Annotated in this window: 11 protein-coding genes; 4 read left to right on the forward strand and 7 right to left on the reverse strand. The window is 71.9% G+C overall.

From position 1 onward, the window contains the following. Positions 1-60 precede the first annotated feature (60 nt). Positions 61-1,878, forward strand: a complete 1,818-nt coding sequence (locus ACIQPT_RS06175; protein ID WP_401153169.1) for a thioredoxin-like domain-containing protein — start codon at positions 61-63, stop codon at positions 1,876-1,878. Between the two features lie 74 nt (positions 1,879-1,952). Here the strand turns inward: ACIQPT_RS06175 and ACIQPT_RS06180 are convergent, their stop codons facing one another. The 6 genes from ACIQPT_RS06180 to ACIQPT_RS06205 all read right to left on the reverse strand — a co-directional run bounded on the left by ACIQPT_RS06180 (position 1,953) and on the right by ACIQPT_RS06205 (position 10,204). After that, on the reverse strand, positions 1,953-2,672 hold the full coding sequence (locus ACIQPT_RS06180; RefSeq protein WP_401153170.1) for a DUF4232 domain-containing protein: 720 nt from the start codon (positions 2,670-2,672) through the stop codon (positions 1,953-1,955). Positions 2,673-2,908: 236 nt separating this feature from the next. Next, positions 2,909-5,794, reverse strand: a complete 2,886-nt coding sequence (locus ACIQPT_RS06185; protein WP_401153172.1) for an AfsR/SARP family transcriptional regulator — start codon at positions 5,792-5,794, stop codon at positions 2,909-2,911. 163 nt (positions 5,795-5,957) lie between these two features. After that, positions 5,958-6,179 carry a DUF6458 family protein gene (locus tag ACIQPT_RS06190; protein WP_401153173.1) on the reverse strand — a complete coding sequence of 74 codons (222 nt, stop codon included), beginning with the start codon at positions 6,177-6,179 and terminating at the stop codon, positions 5,958-5,960. 103 nt (positions 6,180-6,282) lie between these two features. Then, on the reverse strand, positions 6,283-7,581 hold the full coding sequence (locus ACIQPT_RS06195; protein WP_401153175.1) for a M18 family aminopeptidase: 1,299 nt from the start codon (positions 7,579-7,581) through the stop codon (positions 6,283-6,285). 60 nt (positions 7,582-7,641) lie between these two features. Next, a complete protein-coding gene (locus ACIQPT_RS06200; RefSeq protein ID WP_401153177.1) occupies positions 7,642-8,256 on the reverse strand; it encodes a Uma2 family endonuclease in 615 nt (204 codons plus the stop codon). A 121-nt stretch (positions 8,257-8,377) separates the two neighbouring features. After that, positions 8,378-10,204, reverse strand: coding sequence for an acyl-CoA dehydrogenase (locus tag ACIQPT_RS06205; protein WP_401153178.1), 1,827 nt, complete (start codon positions 10,202-10,204; stop codon positions 8,378-8,380). Positions 10,205-10,371: 167 nt separating this feature from the next. Here ACIQPT_RS06205 and ACIQPT_RS06210 point away from each other — a divergent pair, with 167 nt between their 5' ends. The 3 genes from ACIQPT_RS06210 to ACIQPT_RS06220 all read left to right on the forward strand — a co-directional run bounded on the left by ACIQPT_RS06210 (position 10,372) and on the right by ACIQPT_RS06220 (position 13,250). Next, positions 10,372-10,839, forward strand: a complete 468-nt coding sequence (locus ACIQPT_RS06210) for an SseB family protein (protein WP_401153179.1) — start codon at positions 10,372-10,374, stop codon at positions 10,837-10,839. A 244-nt stretch (positions 10,840-11,083) separates the two neighbouring features. Then, positions 11,084-12,040, forward strand: a complete 957-nt coding sequence (locus ACIQPT_RS06215; protein WP_401153181.1) for a pirin family protein — start codon at positions 11,084-11,086, stop codon at positions 12,038-12,040. A 91-nt stretch (positions 12,041-12,131) separates the two neighbouring features. Next, entirely contained in the window at positions 12,132-13,250 is a 1,119-nt protein-coding gene (locus ACIQPT_RS06220) for an AI-2E family transporter (protein WP_401153183.1), read from the forward strand. A gap of 92 nt (positions 13,251-13,342) precedes the next feature. Here the strand turns inward: ACIQPT_RS06220 and ACIQPT_RS06225 are convergent, their stop codons facing one another. Next, the gene (locus tag ACIQPT_RS06225; RefSeq protein WP_401153185.1) at positions 13,343-15,451 is read right to left on the reverse strand and encodes a SpoIIE family protein phosphatase; all 2,109 of its coding nucleotides are present in this window, start codon (positions 15,449-15,451) and stop codon (positions 13,343-13,345) included. Positions 15,452-15,517: the final 66 nt, after the last annotated feature.

Below are 15,517 nucleotides of genomic sequence, written 5' to 3' on the forward strand. Positions count from 1 at the left end.
CACAGGTTCCCCCGGGCCCCGGCGGAATGCGTGCAGGTGGGGAAGGTGTTGACTTGTGGCATGGCAACACGTGCACGCGTCCGCGCCCCCGAACTCATCGGCAAGGGCGGCTGGCTCAATACAGGCGACCAGCAGTACACCCTCGCTGACCTGCGAGGACGCATCGTCATCCTCGACTTCTGGACGTTCTGCTGTGTGAACTGTCTGCATGTCCTGGACGAGCTGCGCGAGCTGGAGGAGAAGCACCGCGACACCGTGGTGATCATCGGTGTCCACTCGCCGAAGTTCGTCCACGAGGCCGAGCACCAGGCCGTCGTCGACGCCGTCGAGCGCTACGAGGTCCACCACCCCGTCCTCGACGACCCCGAGCTGGCCACCTGGAAGCAGTACGCCGTACGTGCCTGGCCGACGCTCGTCGTGATCGACCCCGAGGGCTATGTCGTCGCCCAGCACGCGGGCGAGGGCCACGCGCACGCCATCGAGAAGCTCGTCGAGGAGCTGGAGGCCGAGCACGGGGCCAAGGGCACGCTCCGCCGGGGTGACGGCCCCTATGTCGCGCCCGAGCCCGTCGCCACGCATCTGCGCTTCCCGGGCAAGGCGCTGCTCCTGCCGGACGGGGGCTTCCTGGTCTCCGACACCACCCGGCACCGCCTCGTCGAGCTGGACGCCGACGGCGAGACCGTACGCCGTCACTTCGGCACCGGCGAACGCGGGTTGAGCGACGGCGGTCCGGACGAGGCCCGGTTCAGCGAACCGCAGGGGCTCGCCGTGCTCCCGGACGGCCGCATCGCCGTCGCGGACACCGTCAACCACGCGATCCGCGCCCTGGACCTCACGACCGGGGTGACCAGCACCCTCGCCGGGACCGGCCGCCAGTGGTGGCAGGGGACGCCGACCAGCGGTCCGGCGCGCGAGGTGGACCTCTCCTCGCCGTGGGACATCGCGTGGTTCGGCGACCGGCTGTGGGTCGCCATGGCGGGCGTGCACCAGCTGTGGACGTACGACCCGGAGAGCGCGACCGTACGCGTCGCCGCCGGGACGACCAACGAAGGTCTGGTCGACGGGCCGGCCGCCGAGGCCTGGTTCGCCCAGCCGTCCGGGCTCGCCGTCTCCGCCGACGGGGAGCGTCTCTGGGTCGCCGACTCCGAGACCTCCGCGCTGCGCTGGGTCGACCGCGAGGAGCAGGTGCACACCGCCGTGGGCACCGGCCTCTTCGACTTCGGCCACCGCGACGGGGCCGCCGACCAGGCGCTCCTGCAGCACCCGCTCGGCGTGACCGCGCTGCCCGACGGGTCCGTCGCCGTCAGCGACACGTACAACCACGCGCTGCGCCGCTACGACCCCGCCTCCGGCGAGGTCACCACCCTGGCCACCGATGTCCGCGAGCCCAGCGACGCGGTGCTGGTCGACGGTGACCTGGTCGTCGTCGAGTCCGCCCGCCACCGGCTGACCCGGCTTCGGCTGCCCGAGGAGGCGGTACGGGTCGCGGACCAGGCGCACCGCACCCAGCGGGCCGCCACCGAGATCGCCCCGGGCACCCTCCGCCTCGACGTGGTCTTCCAGGCGCCCGCCGGACAGAAGCTGGACACCCGCTACGGGCCCTCGACCCGGCTGCTGGTCTCCGCGACCCCGCCCGAGCTGCTGGCGGAGGGCTCCGGCGCGGGCACGGACCTCGGGCGCGATCTGGTTCTCGCGGACGGGGTCACCGAGGGCGTCCTGCACGTCTCCGCGATGGCGGCTTCCTGCGACGACGACCCGGCCAACGAGTACCCGGCCTGCCATGTGCACCAGCAGGACTGGGGCGTCCCCGTCCGCGTGACCGCGGAGGGAGCGCCCCGGCTGCCGCTGGTGCTGGCGGGCATGGACGAGCAGGGCTGAGGCGGTCCGGCAGCCCGGTCCGGCAGCCCGGTCCGGCAGCCCGGTCCGGCAGCCCGGTCCGGCAGCCGGACCGACTAGAAGTCGTCGGCGTCGTTGCGGAGCTCGGTGGTCCAGTAACCCGTGGCCCACTTCTGCGGGTTGACGGAGAGGCCCTCGGCGGCGGGGGACTTCACGACCGTCATGCCGCCGCCGTTGGCCTTCAGCGTGACCGTGAACTCCTTCACCGTCTCGGTGTTCTCCTTCCGGCCGCCCTCGGACATGCGCACCGCGGCATAGGCGGACTGACCGGGCTCCAGGATCACCGGGGCCGCCGGCCTGCTCTTGGCGACGGGCGGGACGACGCCCCGCGCGTTGTCCAGGAAGTGGATGTGCGGGTATTCCTTCATCTCGCATCCGGCGCCGGAGGTGTTCTTCGCGCTCAGCGTGAGGTGGGTGTAGGGCGGGCCGTCCTGACGTTCGGCGGTGATCGTCAGACCCTTCGCCGTGCAGAGGGGGGTGGTGGCCTTGGCGGACGTGCCGCCGGCGTCTTCGGAGCTCTTGGCCGCGCCTGCGGCCTGCGCGGTGCCGCTGCCGCTGCCGGTGGATCCCGTGGTGCCGGTCTCCGCCGCGTCGTCGGCGTCCTTCGGGGAATCGGCGGAATCGGCGGGCGTCGCGGCGACGGTCGCGGAGTCGCTCGCCGCCGGGCCTGCCGACTTGGTGCCGGAGCCGTTGTCACCGCAGGCGGTGAGAGCGAGAGCGAGGGCGGCCGTGGTCGCGGCGGCCAGGACGGTGGTGCGGTTGCGGAAGGTGCGCATGGAGACTCCCCCGAAGAGACGGTGACAGTGATGACGGTGAGGCGGACGCCTGGTCGAGACGCTCGTTCGTGAGCTGCTGAGCCGCTGAGCTCGTGAGCTCACGAGTTCCTGAGCCGCTGAGCCGCTGAGCTGCTGACTGGAACGACTCTGCCCGCCGCCGCTCACGTATCGCTGCTGTCCCGCTGACGTCCTGCTGACGTCGGGTTCGGCGGGACCGTGCCGGAGGTGCGCTCCGTTCAGCTCGCCTCGGTGAGCCGTCGCAGCGCCTCGTCGTGCCGCCGCCGGAACTCCTGCCGTGCGGACACCCGGAGCAGCGCCTCCAGAGCCCGTACGGCTCCTTCGTCGTAGCCGGCCCGTTCCGCCTCCCGCGCGGCCCGGTCCAGCAGCCGTACGCCGTCCTCCTTCTCGCCCAGGGCCAGTTGGGCCTCGCCGCAGACGGCCAGCAGCAGCGAGCGCCGCGCCGCCTCCTCGTGTTCGGGGCCCAGATCGAGTGCGGCCCGGGCACGGGCGAGGGCTTCCTCGGGGCGGTGCGCGGTGAGGTGCATCCGGGCGAGGTGCTGGAGCGTGAGCATCTCCGTGTGCCGGTCCCCCTCCCGGCGGGCCAGCGCGAGGGCGCGTGCGCAGTTCTCCAGTGCGGTGGGGAGCGCGCCCAGTTCGGCCTGGACGACCGCCAGGTTGACCAGCGCGGTCGCCTCGCCCAGCCGGTCGCCGGCCTCCCGGGCGAGCACGGGCGAGCGCTCCAGCAGAGCGGCGGCCTCGGCGGTGCGGCCCTCCTCCGTCAGGATCCAGCCCAGCAGCGTGAGCACCCTCGACTCCGCGTACGCGTCCTTCTCGGCGCGCGCCGACTCCAGGGCCAGTTCCAGCAGCGGGGACCAGCTGTCCCGCGACCGCCACACCATCTGCGGCCACTGGAGCAGGATGATCCGCCAGGCCCGGTCCTCCAGCCCCGCCTCCCGGGCCGCGAGGGCGGCCAGCGCCAGGTCCTCGCGCTCGGTGGCCAGCCAGCGCATCGCCTCCGCACGGTCGGCGAAGTCCTGTACGGCACTGGGCCGGCGGTAGTCCGCCGGGAGCACGAAGCAGGGTTCGCCGCCGGGCTCCGCCGTGTCGGCGGCGGCCAGGGCGGTGGCGATGCAGTGGTCGAGCACGCCGACCAGGGCCTCGCGCGCGGAGGCCGGGTCCAGGCTCCGGGCGTAGAGCCGCACCAGGTCGTGCAGGACCCAGCGGCCGGGGGCGGTCTCGCTGACGAGGTGGGCGGCGGCCAGTTGCTCCAGCGCCGCCCTGGCGGTGACCGGATCCGTCCCCGCGAGCGCGGCCGCCGCGTACGGGTCGTAATGGCCGCCCGGATGGTGGCCGAGCCGCGCCAGCTGGTGGACGGCGCCGGGCGGCAGATGCTGGACGGTGAGCCGCAGCGCGGCGGCGACCCCGGTGTCGTCCACGTCGAGATACGCCAGCCGGCCGCGCTCGTCGGCCAGTTCGCCGGCCAGCATGGCGAGCGTCCAGCGGGGCCGTCCCGCCAGGCGGGCCGCGGTCACGCGCAGGGCGAGGGGCAGTCCGCCGCACAGCTCGGAGAGCCGGCGGGCCGCCACCGGTTCGGCGAGGACCCGCTCCTCCCCCAGCACTCCGGCGAGCAGCGCCGTGCCGTCGTCGGTCTCCAGGGTGTCGAGCGGCACCGGCCGGGCGGCGTCCGAGGCGATGAGCCCCTCCAGCCGGTGGCGGCTGGTGACCAGCGTGACGCAGTCGGCGCCGCCCGGCAGCAGGGTCCTGACGGTGGCGGAGTCGCGGGCGTTGTCCAGGACCACCAGCAGCCTGCGCCGGGCGGTCAGCGAGCGGAACAGCGCGGCGGCGGCCGGTACGGACTCCGGAACGCAGCGCGGGGAGACGCCGAGCGCGAGCAGGAACTCCCGCAGGACGTCGATGAGCGCGGGTTCCCCAGCGGCGCTGAACCCGCGCAGATCGGCGAAGAGCCGCCCGTCCGGGAAAAGGGCGGGGTTGCGGTGCGCCCACTGGAGGGCCAGCGCTGTCTTGCCGACCCCGGCCGGCCCGGTGACCAGGCAGACGGGAGCCTCGCCCGCCGCCGACCGGCTGAGCGCGGCCAGTTCGGCGGCGCGCCCGTGGAATCCGCGGGGCGCGCGGGGCAGCAGGTCGACGAGGTGCGGTTCGTCGGCGGGCGACGGGTGAACGGCCGGGAAGGGCGGCCGCGGCGGGGCGGGGGAGGCCGTCTCCGTACTGCCGTCCCCGGCAGCGGGGGACAGGCCCCCGGCAGCAGGGGACAGACCTCCGGCGCCGGGCGCCCCGGCGGCCTCCCGCGCCCCGGCGGCCTCCCGCGCCTCGGGGGCCTCCGGCGGGGTAGAGGCAGCGGCCCCCGCAGCCACCGCGGCTCCCGGGGCGCCGCGCAGGATCAGCGCGTAGGCGTCGGCGAGCTCGTGCCCCGGGTCGATGCCCAGCTCGTCGGCGAGGAGCCGCCTCGTACGGTGGAAACGGTCCAGGGCCTCCGACTGGCGCCCCGCCCGGAACAGCGCCAGCATCAGTTCCGCGGCCAGCGACTCGCGCAGCGGATGCGCGGCCGTCTCCGCCGTCAGCAGGGCGGCGGCCCGGTGGTGTTCGCCGAGCGCCTCGTACGCGCGGGCCAAGTGCTCGACCGTCGCCAGCCGCGATTCCTCCAGGGAGTGGGCGGCCACCCGGAGCGGCGGACCGGCGAACGCCCCGCTGAGCGCGGGACCCTGCCACAGGGACAGGGCTTCCTTGAGCATCAGCACGGCGTCGGCGGGACCGCGCTGTTCCCGTGCCAGCATCAGCAGTTCCTCGAACCGCTGGGTGTCCAGCAGCGTTTCCGGCGTCCGCAGCACGTACGCGTCGCCGAGGGTGGCCAGCTCCACCCCGTACGCCTCCGCGTCCGCGCCCGCCAGCAGGGCGCGCAGCCGGGATACGTGCCCCTGGATGACGCCACGGGCCTGTGAGGGCGGCTCGTCGTCCCACAGACAGTCCGTCAACCGCCCCACGGAGACGGGCGTGTTGGCGGACAGCAGCAGAGCGGCGAGCAGACTGCGCCGTTTGGCGGGCCCCAGGGGCAGGGGGCCGGTGAACGTTTCGACGGAGACCGTGCCGAGCAGCCGGAACTCCACGAGCGGCTCCCCTTCAGGGCGGGACGCGCCAGGGTGGGGGCGCGGGAACCGCCCCAGAATATCGGGGATTCCGCAGGTCCGAAGCAGGTCCGAAGCAGGTCCGAAGCAGGTCCGGCGCAGGTCCGGCGTACAGCTGAAGCAGGTCCGGCGCAGAGCCGAACGGTCAGCGGTAGCGCTGCTCGTCGTCCTGGACGACGGTGGTGGTGGGCGGCACGACCATACGGCGGCGACGCGCGATGCTCATGTAGACGAAGACCCCGATGAGGCCGACGAGCATCATGATCCAGCCGACCAGGTCGACATTGACGGTGTCCATCTTCCAGTCCGTGGCGAACGCCAGGATCGCGCCCCCACCGATCAGGAGAATGCATCCTCCGAGTCCCATGAATTCCGCCTCCTCGACCGCCCGGTGAATCCGGGCCGGTGTACGGCTCGCGTACCCGGCCCGGCAACAACCATGTGCGGGGCGGCGGTTGGACGGCCTCCGGTCAGCCGGCCAGGAACGAGGCGAGCGCGTTCGCCAGCAGATACGGGTCGTCGGCGCCGCACAGCTCACGCGCGCTGTGCATCGAGAGGATCGCCACGCCGATGTCCACGGTCTGGATGCCGTGCCGGGCCGCGGTAATCGGCCCGATCGTGGTGCCGCAGGGCATCGCGTTGTTGGACACGAAGCTCTGCCACGGCACGCCCGCCTTCTCGCAGGCCGCGGCGAACACGGCACGGCCGCTGCCGTCGGTGGCGTACCGCATGTTGACGTTGACCTTGAGGATCGGCCCGCCGTTGGCGACCGGGTGGTGCGTCGGGTCGTGCCGCTCCGCGTAGTTGGGGTGCACGGCGTGGCCGGTGTCGGAGGAGAGACAGACCGTGCCGGCGAAGGCGCGGGCGCGGTCCTCGTACGTGCCGCCGCGCGCGAACACCGAGCGCTCCAGCACCGATCCGAGCAGCGGCCCGTCGGCCCCGGTGTCGGACTGCGAGCCGTTCTCCTCGTGGTCGAAGGCCGCGAGCACCGGGATGTACGGGATGTCGGCGTCGGGCTGCGCGGAGACGGCGGCCAGGGCGGCGGTCGCGGCGTGCACCGAGAGGAGGTTGTCCATCCGGGGCCCGGCCACCAGCTCCCGGTCCCGGCCCAGGTAGGAGGGCGGCTCGATGGCGTGCGGCATCAGGTCCCAGCCGGTGACGTCCTCCGCGTCGACGCCCGCCTCCTCGGCGACGAACCGGATCAGGTCGCCCTCCTCGACGTCGCCGAGCCCCCAGATCGGCTGCATGTGCTTCTGCCGGTCGAGCTTGAGCCCCTCGGTGTTGGCGGACCGGTCCAGGTGCACGGCCAGCTGCGGCACCCGCAGGAGCGCCCGGTCGATGTTGACCAGCCGGTGGGTGCCGTCCCGCAGCGAGATCCGCCCGGCCAGGCCCAGGTCCCGGTCGAGCCAGGTGTTCAGCAGGGTGCCGCCGTAGACCTCGACGGCGATCTGGCGCCAGCCGTGCGCCCCGGTGTCGGGCAGCGGCTTCACCCGGAGGTTGGGGGAGTCGGTGTGCGCCCCGGCGATCCGGAACGGGGTGTGCGCCTGCGCGCCCTCCGGCACGTACCAGGCGACGATCGCCCCGCCGCGCAGCACGTACTTCCCGCCGGCCGACGCGTCCCAGGCGGCGGTCTCCTCGACCTGCCGGAAGCCGGCCTCCGCCAGCAGCGCGGCGGCGTTCGCCACGGCGTGGTACGGGGACGGGCTGGCCGCCAGGAAGGACATCAGGTCATCGGTGTGCGCGCGGTCGAACCGGAGAGGGGAACTCATGTTCTTCACTGTAACGAGGACTCGGGTTCCGGTATCCGGTGACCGGGGAGATCGGTGGTCCTACAGCTCGTCGATCGAGGTCAGGTCGATGTCGATGTCATACGGGGCGGAGAGCTTGAGCCGGTCGTGGTGGACGCCGGTGGAGACGTACGTCTTGTTGACCGGGTCGAGTTCGTAGGTGATGACCATGGGGCGGTCCCTCTCGCCGGTCATCTCGACGAGCCAGAAGTGCTGGATGCCCGCCGCCGCGTACTTGTGCGGCTTGGTGTCCCGGTCGCGGTCCTCGGAGTCGGGGGAGACGACTTCTACGGCGAGGAGGACGTCGGCGGCCTGGTAGCGGGTGGTGCGCTGGTCGCCGTCGGCCGCGGCGGTCACCACGAGGAGGTCGGGCTCCGGGGCGTTGCGCTTGCTGAGCACGACCGCCATCTCACGACGCACGCGAAGGTCGTTCGGGACGTGCTGTCGCAGCCCCTGCTCCAGCAGATACATGGCCAGCGTGTGGAACTTCCGCTGCGGACTCACGAAAACCAGGCTCCCGTCGATCAGCTCTGTGTGCAGCGGGAGGTCGTCAAGCGTGAAGAAATCGTCCACGGTGTAGCCGTCCGGTGGCGGGACCGGCCACCCGGGGTTGGTGCGCCGCTGCTGCGACGCTTCGGACTGTGCCTCGGAGGTCATGGTTCCTCCCATGGAAGGGATCCTGGCCCGTGCACTCAGCGTACCCAGCTGATACGACAGCGCCGCCACCCGAACGAATTCCGGATGGCGGCGCGTGTTGACGAAACAGGCGAGCGATTCCCTAGAACACGGCCTCGTCCAGCTCCATCAGCGAGTTGTCGATCGACTCGGCGAGCGCGCGCTCGGTGGAGACGCCCGGCAGGACGTTCGCGGCGAAGAACTTCGCGGCGGCGATCTTGCCCTGGTAGAAGGCGACGTCCTTGGCGGCGGCGGTCGGCAGCTTCTCGGCCGCCACGGCCGCACCCTTGAGCAGCAGATAGCCGACGACGACATCGCCGGAGGCCATCAGCAGGCGGGTCGTGTTGAGCCCGACCTTGTAGATGTTCTTGACGTCTTCGCCGGTCGCGGTGAGGTCGGTGATCATCGTGCCGACGATCGCCTCCAGGTCCACGGCGGCCTTGGCGAGCGAGTCCAGCGCGGGGGCCAGCTCCTCGTTGCCCTGGGCGCCCGCGAGGAACTTCTTGATCTCCTCGGAGAGCGTGTTGAGCGAGGCGCCCTGGTCGCGGACGATCTTCCGGAAGAAGAAGTCCTGGCCCTGGATCGCCGTGGTGCCCTCGTAGAGGGTGTCGATCTTGGCGTCCCGGATGTACTGCTCGACCGGGTACTCCTGGAGGTAGCCGGAGCCGCCGAAGGTCTGGAGCGACTGGGCGAGCTGCTCGTAGGACTTCTCGGAGCCGTAGCCCTTCACGATCGGCAGCAGCAGGTCGTTGAGGCCGTTCAGCGCCTTGGCGTCCTCGCCCGCGGCCTCCTGCTCCTGGATCGCGTCCTGGACGGAGGCGGTGTACAGCACGAGGGAGCGCATGCCCTCGGCGTACGCCTTCTGCGTCATGAGCGAGCGGCGCACGTCGGGGTGGTGCGTGATGGTGACCTTGGGCGCCGTCTTGTCCATGAAGTTCGCCAGGTCCGGACCCTGGACGCGCTCCTTGGCGTACTCCAGGGCGTTCAGGTAGCCGGCGGAGAGGGCGGCGATGGCCTTCGTGCCGACCATCATGCGGGCGAACTCGATGATGCGGAACATCTGGCGGATGCCGTCGTGCTTGTCGCCGATCAGCCAGCCCTTGGCGGGGTGCTGGTCGCCGAACGTCATCTCGCAGGTGTTGGAGGCCTTGAGGCCCATCTTGTGCTCGACGTTCGTCGCGTACACGCCGTTGCGCTCGCCCAGCTCACCCGTGGTCCAGTCGAAGTGGAACTTCGGGACCATGAAGAGCGAGAGGCCCTTGGTGCCGGGTCCCGCGCCCTCGGGGCGGGCCAGCACGTAGTGGAGGATGTTCTCGGACATGTCGTGCTCGCCCGAGGTGATGAAGCGCTTCACACCCTCGATGTGCCAGGAGCCGTCGTCCTGCTGCACGGCCTTCGTCCGGCCGGCGCCGACGTCGGAGCCGGCGTCCGGCTCGGTCAGCACCATCGTCGAGCCCCACTGCTTCTCGACGGCGATCTCCGCGATCTTCTTCTGCTCGTCGTTGCCCTCCTCGAAGAGGATGCCGGCGAACGCCGGGCCGGAGGAATACATCCACACGGCCGGGTTCGAGCCGAGCAGCAGCTCCGCGTAGCCCCAGATCAGGGAGCGGGGCGAGGTGGTGCCGCCGATCTCCTCGGGAAGGCCCAGGCGCCAGTACTCGGAGTCCATGTAGGCCTGGTACGACTTCTTGAAGCTCGCCGGGACCGGGGCGGTCTTCGTCTCCGGGTCGAAGACCGGCGGGTTGCGGTCGGCGTCGGCGTAGGAGTCGGCGAGCTCGTTCTCCGCGAGGCGGGCGATCTCGTCCAGGATGCTCTTCGCGGTGTCGACGTCCATCTCACCGAACGGACCGGTGCCGTACACCTTGTCGCGCCCGAGGACCTCGAAGAGGTTGAACTCGATGTCGCGGAGATTCGACTTGTAGTGCCCCATGGGAAGGCTCCGTAATCAATAGCAGTGGCGCACAGCGCCCCGGGGAGTGATGCGGGTCGGGCGACAGGCAGGCGTGGGTCTATCAGCTGACCTCTCCGATGATGCTACCCGTCAGTAATAAGGCGCAACCCCTCAAGCCGTAGATGTGTCCGATTACTCTTTGCAGCATGTACGGCTACGACCAGAACCCTGGTGCTCAGCAGCAGATGGGTCAGATGGGCCAGACGGGTCAGATGGGCGGCGGCTACGGGGAGCAGCCGCTGTATCCGGAACCGTCGCCGCCCTCCCTGGCCGACGCGGTACGGGCCTTCACTACCGGCTCCCTCTCCGCCGAGGACTTCCAGCAGATCTTCGCGACGTCGAAGGTCTACTGCCCGCGCGGTGACAACCCCGGGTTCCTGGCGCTGCACAACACGCAGCAGCCGGTGATCCCGATGTTCACCACGCTCAAGGAGCTGCGGCGGTACGCGGGCAAGGAGTCCAAGTACTTCGTGATCACCGGGGCGGAGGTGATCGATCTGCTGCCGACGGGCTACGGCTTCGTCCTGGACATGGAGGGCGATCACCGGATGGTCTTCGACGCCAAGGCCGTGGAGCAGATGGTCGACTTCGCGATGCGCCGTATGTACGGGTAGGAGTGAGGCTCTAGCAGGTCGTCGACCTGCGGTTTCGTTGTTCGGGCGAGGGTCCGTGCCGGGAGTGGCGCGGACCCTTTTTCGCTGCCGGGACCGTCTCGGGTCCGCCGCCGGTAACGGGTCGGGTCCGCTGTCGGGCCGGGTCGGGTCCGCCGTCGGGCCGGGGCGGGAATGAGCGACACCTTGCAGGATGTTCACCATTCAACTAAATTGATTCCAGAACACTCGCCCGGAGGTGGCTTCCATGCCCGCAGTGACCGTCGACAACCCGCTGACCCTGCCCAAGGTCGCCGCTTCGGGTGGCGCCGCGGCCCGTCCCGTGCTCGCCGTCACGACCGCGCCGACCGGATTCGAGGGCGAGGGCTTCCCCGTCCGCCGCGCGTTCGCGGGGATCAACTACCGGCACCTCGACCCGTTCATCATGATGGACCAGATGGGTGAGGTGGAGTACGCCGCAGGTGAGCCGAAGGGCACCCCCTGGCACCCGCACCGCGGCTTCGAGACCGTCACGTACCTGATCGACGGGACCTTCATCCACCAGGACTCCAACGGTGGCGGCGGCACCATCGAGAACGGCGACACCCAGTGGATGACCGCCGGCTCCGGCCTGCTGCACATCGAGGCCCCGCCGGAGTCGCTCGTCCTGTCCGGCGGGCTCTTCCACGGCCTCCAGCTCTGGGTGAACCTGCCCAAGGCCGACAAGATGATGGCCCCGCGCTACCAGGACATCCGCGGCGGCGAGGTCCAGCTGCTCGCCTCCCCCGACGGCGGCGCGCTGCTCCGGGTCATCGCCGGAGAGCTCGACGGCCACCAGGGCCCCGGCATCACCCACACCCCGATCACGATGATCCACGCCACGATCCGGCCCGGCGCCGAGGTGACCCTGCCCTGGCGCGAGGACTTCAACGGCCTCGCGTACGTCCTGGCCGGCCGCGGCACGGTCGGCGAGGAGCGCCGCCCCGTCACGATGGGCCAGACCGCGGTGTTCGGGACCGGTGGTTCGCTGACCGTCCGCGCCGACGAACGGCAGGACGGCAACACCCCGGACCTGGAGGTCGTCCTCCTCGGCGGCCGCCCGATCCGGGAGCCGATGGCGCACTACGGACCGTTCGTGATGAACAGTCAGGCCGAGCTGAAGCAGGCCTTCGAGGACTTCCAGGCCGGCCGCCTGGGCACGGTCCCCGCGGTCCACGGCATGTGACAACCGGCGCTGCTCGGGCCGGATGACGCTCCGTCACCCGTACGGGGGCGGTGGGCGGGACAGCGGTCGCGCACCGTGATCGGGTGGGAGGGTGCCCGCACTCAAGCCCCTCCTTCCCGAGAGCGCCCGCCGCGTGGCCGCCTGGTGCGGAGTCGTCCTGCTCGTCGTGGGTGTTGCCGCCGTCGCGATCTGGCTGGTCGTCGCCCTCAAGACCGCGGTCACCCCGGTGCTGCTGGCCCTGCTCGGCACCGCGCTGCTCGGCCCCGTGCACCGCTGGCTCATCGCCCGTCGCCTCAACCGGTCGCTGGCCGCCGGCCTCACCTGCGCGGCCCTCGTCGCGGTGGTCGGCGGCGCCGGATACATCGTGGTCACCGCCCTCGTCGACTCCGGCGCCCAGATCGTCGCCTCGCTGAAGGACGCCGGCCAGTGGGTCGTCGACCACCTGGACATCGCCGGGGCCACGGACGTCGACGACCTGGCCGACAACGCGAAGAACCTGGTCGAGAAGTTCGGGGCGAGCGCGGCGGGCGGGCTGCTCAGCGGCATCAGCCTGATCGGTTCGCTGGTGGCGGCCAGTGTGCTGGCCCTGCTGCTGACCTTCTTCTTCCTGCGCGACTCGGACCGGGCGGTGAACCTGGCCCACTCGGTGGCCCCGCGCGGCACCGGGGACCTGGTGGAGGCCATGGGGCGCCGGGCGTTCGAGGCCGTCGAGGGCTTCATGCGCGGCACCACGTTCATCGCCCTGATCGACGCCGTGTGCATCACGGTGGGCCTGCTGATCCTGGATGTCCCGGGGGCGGTGGGGCTCGGTGCGCTGGTGTTCGTCGGCGCGTACATCCCGTACCTCGGGGCGTTCCTCTCCGGCGCGGTGGCGGTGCTGGTCGCGCTGGCCGACCGGGGGTTCGTGATCGCCCTGTGGGCCCTGGGGGTGGTGCTCGCCGTCCAGGTGCTGGAGGGCCATGTGCTCCAGCCGATGATCCAGAGCCGTACGGTCCAGATGCACCCCGCCATGATCATGATCGCGCTGACGGCGGGCGCGAGCGTGGCGGGCCTGCTCGGCATGCTGCTGGCGGTCCCCCTGTGCGCGGCGGCCTTCGGCGTCCTGGGCGAACTGCGCAACGGCTTCGGGTCGCCTTCGGGTCCACCGGGCGACGACCCCGGCGATGAACCCAGCCCGTCCGGCAGCCACCCCAGCCCGTCCGGCGTTTGAGGACGGAACCGTTACGGGGGTGGCCCCGCACGCCCGTGGGCTCCGCACGTCCGTGGGCCCCGCACGTCCGTAGGCTCCGCACCACCCGGACCTCACGAACCCGGCCCACCCCCTTCGTACAGTTCGAACCAGATCGACTTCCCCTCCCCCCGCGGATCCACCCCCCACGCGTCCGCCAGCATCTCCATCAGCACCAGCCCCCGCCCGCTGGACGCCATCTCGCCCGGCCGCCGCTTGTGCGGCAGCTCGTCACTGGCGTCGGCGACCTCGACGCGCAGCCGCCGCTCCCCCTGCTCGCCGGAGACCTCCGCCACCATCAGCGCGTCCCCGTCCGTGTGGACGAGCACGTTGGTGGCCATCTCGGAGACCATCAGGACCGCCGAGTCGACCTGCTCGGGATCGATCCAGTCGTGCAGCAGCTCGCGCACGAGCTGCCGGCCGACCGAGATCCGCTCGGGTTCGGCCTGCGCGATGGTCAGGACGCTGCGGCGCGGCGGCACCTCCCGGGCGGAGACGCTCTCGCGCCGCAGCACGAGGACCGCGATGTCGTCCTCCCGCCGGTCCGCGAGCGGCCCCGTCGTGTAGTGCGAGGTCGGCCCGTGCACGGCCTGGACCAGGGCGTCGGCCAGCTGTTCCAGGTCCTCGGCTGGCTCCTCCAGGACCGGGCGCAGCCGGGACCAGCCGGTGGCCATGTCGTGCCCGCCGGTCTCGATGAGGCCGTCCGTGCACAGCATGATCGTCTCGCCGGGTTCCAGGACCACACGGGTGGTGGGGTAGTCGGAGTCCGTCTCGATCCCGAGCGGCAGCCCGCCGGCCGTCTGCCGGATCACCGCGGTCCCGTCGGCGCTGATCACCACCGGGTCGGGGTGGCCCGCGCGGGCGATGTCCAGGGTTCCGGTCTCCGGATCCACCTCCGCGTACAGGCAGGTCGCGAAGCGCGGCGCCGCGGGTTCCTCGTCGCCCTCGACGCTCTCGTACGCGTCGGTGAGCCCGGACAGGAAGCGCGAGGCCCGGGAGAGCACCGCGTCCGGGCGGTGCCCCTCGGAGGCGTAGGCGCGCAGGGCGATGCGGAGCTGGCCCATCAGCCCGGCGGCCCGTACGTCGTGGCCCTGGACGTCGCCGATGACCAGGGCGATGCGGCCGTTGGGCAGCGGGATCATGTCGTACCAGTCGCCGCCCACCTGGAGCCCGCCGCCGGTCGGCACGTACCGTGCGGCCACCGTCATGCCGGGGATGTCCGGGCCCAGGGTCGGCATCATCGAGCGCTGGAGCCCGAGCGACAGCTCGCGTTCCGTCTCGGCCACCCCGGCGCGGGCCAGGGCCTGGGCGAGCATGCGGGCGACCGTCGAGAGCACCGCGCGTTCGTCGGGGGAGAACGCCACCGGATGCCGGAACCCCGCCATCCAGGCGCCCATCGTGCGGCCGGAGGACACCAGGGGCAGGAAGGCCCAGGACTGGCGTCCGAAGCGCCGGGCGAGCGGCCAGGTGGCCGGGTAGCGGCGGCGGTACTCATCGGGGGAGGGGAGGTAGATCGCGCGGCCGGTGCGGACGACCTCGGCGGCCGGGTAGTCGGTCTCCAGGGGCATGTCGGTGAAGGGCTCCTCGTCGCCTGTGTTGTGCCCGTGGTGCCCGATGATCGTCAGCCGCTCCCCGGCGGAGCCGAAGACCGCGAGGCCGTCCGGGGAGAAGCCGGGCATGGACAGCGATCCGGCGACCCGCAGCACCTCCGCGGTGGACCGGGCCTCGGCCAGGGCGCGCCCGGCGTCCAGCAGGAACGCCTCCCGGGACCGGCGCCAGTCCCCGGTGATCGGCGTGTGGGCGGCGTCGGTGGAGCCGGGCTGCGGCTCGGCGACCTCCTGGAGCGTGCCGTAGAGGACGTAATCCCCGGCGTCCTGATCAGCCCGGAGAACCGGCTTGGAGCGGCTGCGCACGGTACGGAGGACCTGCCCGCGCTCGTCCACGATCCGCAGCCGCGCCTCGGCGAGGGTGCCCTCGGTGACCGCGAGGTTCACCACCCCGTAGATCTCGTTCCAGTCGACCGGGTGGAAGCGGGAGCGCACCGCGGCTTCCCGGTAGCTGCCGGGCTCGGACGGCAGGCCGAGCAGCCGGGCCGCCTCCGCATCGAGCGTGACCGTGCCGGCTGCGTTGTCCCAGCGCCACAGGCCCGTCGCAATCGCGGCCAGGACTTCCTCGGTGCGCATTGCCCCACTTTAGGAAGGTCTGCTCGGCGGACGCCACCGAGGAGCCGCCACCTGCCCCGGCGGCCG

Origin of the sequence: Streptomyces sp. NPDC091289 (genome assembly GCF_044757365.1) — a bacterium.
Classification (GTDB): Bacteria; Actinomycetota; Actinomycetes; order Streptomycetales; family Streptomycetaceae; genus Streptomyces.

Coding starts and splice junctions, on each gene's coding strand:
- ACIQPT_RS06175 (WP_401153169.1), top strand. CDS start 61: ATGGCAACACGTGCACGCGTCCGCGCCCCCGAACTCATCGGCAAGGGC.
- ACIQPT_RS06180 (WP_401153170.1), bottom strand. CDS start 2,672: ATGCGCACCTTCCGCAACCGCACCACCGTCCTGGCCGCCGCGACCACG.
- ACIQPT_RS06190 (WP_401153173.1), bottom strand. CDS start 6,179: ATGGGACTCGGAGGATGCATTCTCCTGATCGGTGGGGGCGCGATCCTG.
- ACIQPT_RS06195 (WP_401153175.1), bottom strand. CDS start 7,581: ATGAGTTCCCCTCTCCGGTTCGACCGCGCGCACACCGATGACCTGATG.
- ACIQPT_RS06200 (WP_401153177.1), bottom strand. CDS start 8,256: ATGACCTCCGAGGCACAGTCCGAAGCGTCGCAGCAGCGGCGCACCAAC.
- ACIQPT_RS06205 (WP_401153178.1), bottom strand. CDS start 10,204: ATGGGGCACTACAAGTCGAATCTCCGCGACATCGAGTTCAACCTCTTC.
- ACIQPT_RS06210 (WP_401153179.1), top strand. CDS start 10,372: ATGTACGGCTACGACCAGAACCCTGGTGCTCAGCAGCAGATGGGTCAG.
- ACIQPT_RS06215 (WP_401153181.1), top strand. CDS start 11,084: ATGCCCGCAGTGACCGTCGACAACCCGCTGACCCTGCCCAAGGTCGCC.
- ACIQPT_RS06225 (WP_401153185.1), bottom strand. CDS start 15,451: ATGCGCACCGAGGAAGTCCTGGCCGCGATTGCGACGGGCCTGTGGCGC.